The organism is Variovorax sp. P4_D9, from assembly GCF_056401695.1.
In genome coordinates, this window is the sequence record NZ_JBFUIU010001243.1 from 1 (window position 1) to 1,934 (window position 1,934).

Consider the following 1,934-nt stretch of genomic DNA (forward strand, 5'->3'; position numbering starts at 1 on the left):
CGTCTCCATCGGTGAACCCACGCCCTTTTACCACCTGCTACTGGTTGCCATCGGCCCCGATGGCCAGCCCTCCACTTTCCCATCCGTCGAAGTCGTGCGCATGGAGGAGCGGCTGCGCCGGCTGGTCGGCGGTGCGATCGGCGGGTGGCTGGACACCAAGATCAACTATCAATGGGAAAGCGGCCTGGCGGCCGCCTGGTCCGGGCGCTATTCCGACGAGCCGTTGCCAGAGCAGCCGACTGACGAAGTCCTCTTGGATGGCGTCATCACGCAGGATCGGTGGAACGCGCTGCGCAAGCACTACGACGCATTCCGTGCAAGGGTTCCCGAGCCCATCGACGATTGGCTGCTCTCACGCCGCGACTCGCAGGTCGCGCGCTTCCAGGACGCTGAGTTCAATGTCGGGGTCGTCGAGGAGGCGCGCCTGCGGCTTAACTTCTCGAACGCCCAAATAGCTGCCGCACTAGGGGTCGAAGAAGACGACTGGCGCGGCTATGTTAACAAGGGTCAAGTTCCCTCGCACCTCTTTGCTGCCGTCGCCARCACCCTGGAGTTGGAGTCGCCGAACCTCTTGGTTGATGCCGTGCGTTCGTCACCGCGCATCCCAATTGCAGGCGCTGATGAGTTGGCTCATTGGCTGTCGCGCAATGAAGGCGAGGTGGTTCGGTATCCCGACTCCCCTGGCGCCCCTGAGATCGAGCAACAGTTGGAGGCTCTCTTGGCCGTGCCGGAGAAGCGCCGCGAGAAGTGGAAGACAAAGGCGCCGACAGAGATCGAAGAGCTCTGCCGGCGCGCCGAGCGCGCGGGCCTGGTGATCTGCGCCGCGGCRGAGAAGCGCTACGTCCAAGATCTGCCCCTCGGACGCTGGCGCATGGGGATGATCTACGCCTTCTCGCTTGCCACCGAAGAAGACGTTCGTACGCAGGGCGAAGCGCTCGACGATGCCCTGCCGGAAGACCAGGTGCCCATCTCTGCCGAATGGCTGCAGCGCTTCAACGCGCAAGTCTTCACTGGCGAGGATCTCGCGAGCCTGTCCAAGGCAATTGAATCGCGCCGGGACCCCGACCCCGAGGGCGACAACTCCGATTTRGCTCTCTTTACGGCCGCGCGCCACTCCGGCAAGGAGCCCCATCGCGCCCACGCCGCAATCACGAGGATGGAGGCGCTGTCGCGGATCATGAAGGCGCGCTCGCTTGAGCCCTGGGTGACGTCCTCGGCCGACGGTGATGATTCCGTTATGGTCTCCAAGGCAGCCATTGAAGCCGCAGCTCGCTGCGAGCTGATCGACTTGAGAGGCGAAGCAGGTTTCGACTACCGGAAGTTCATGGCACTGTGCGCCGAATATGGGGCGCTCGAGGCGGTCGCGCCGAACTAACCCGAGCGATGCGCGTCGCCAGACACGAATAGCCGAGGCTCTGGGTTTCAAGTCAGGCCACTGTGTTCAGGGCCCTTTGCTATGGAGATTGGTGATTATGTTTCGCGAGAACAAAGTCGTAGAGGGCCCTAACGACCCCATGCAATCAGCGCCGGGGCCGGTGAGCAGACCTGCGAGCAGAAACTCGTAGTCACCAGGAGCTTTACTTACTGCTGCCCCAGTTAGAACAAAAATTAAAGTCGTAGTTGTAGTCCGCGCCTTCTGATTTCATCGCGAAGATGGGTGAGGTCCTCGTAACAAGTACACAGTATTACTCAGCAGTCGATAATTTAGGCTACAAAAGATCACCACGACAATCGAATTGATGATTCAATAGCGCATGAAACGAGATGGCCGCACGCTGGATCACAAAACGCTTGAAGAGATTCGCCTGATGGCGGTGGAGCGAGTTCGCGATGGAGAGAAGCCTTCTGCGGTGATTGCCGCCTACGGCTTCAGCCGCACGACGATCTACAAATGGCTGAAGGCCTCGTCGGGTCGAGGCAAGGGACTCAAGGCG

2 protein-coding genes are annotated in these 1,934 nt (G+C 60.8%); both read left to right on the plus strand.

Annotated elements, in window-relative coordinates:
- A partial coding sequence (locus AC1DY5_RS53490; protein WP_478122330.1) for a hypothetical protein occupies positions 1-1,375 on the plus strand: 1,375 nt, incomplete at its 5' end.
- Positions 1,376-1,754: 379 nt separating this feature from the next.
- Positions 1,755-1,934, plus strand: a 180-nt coding sequence (locus AC1DY5_RS53495) for a helix-turn-helix domain-containing protein (protein WP_478122331.1), incomplete at its 3' end; no start/stop codon positions are given.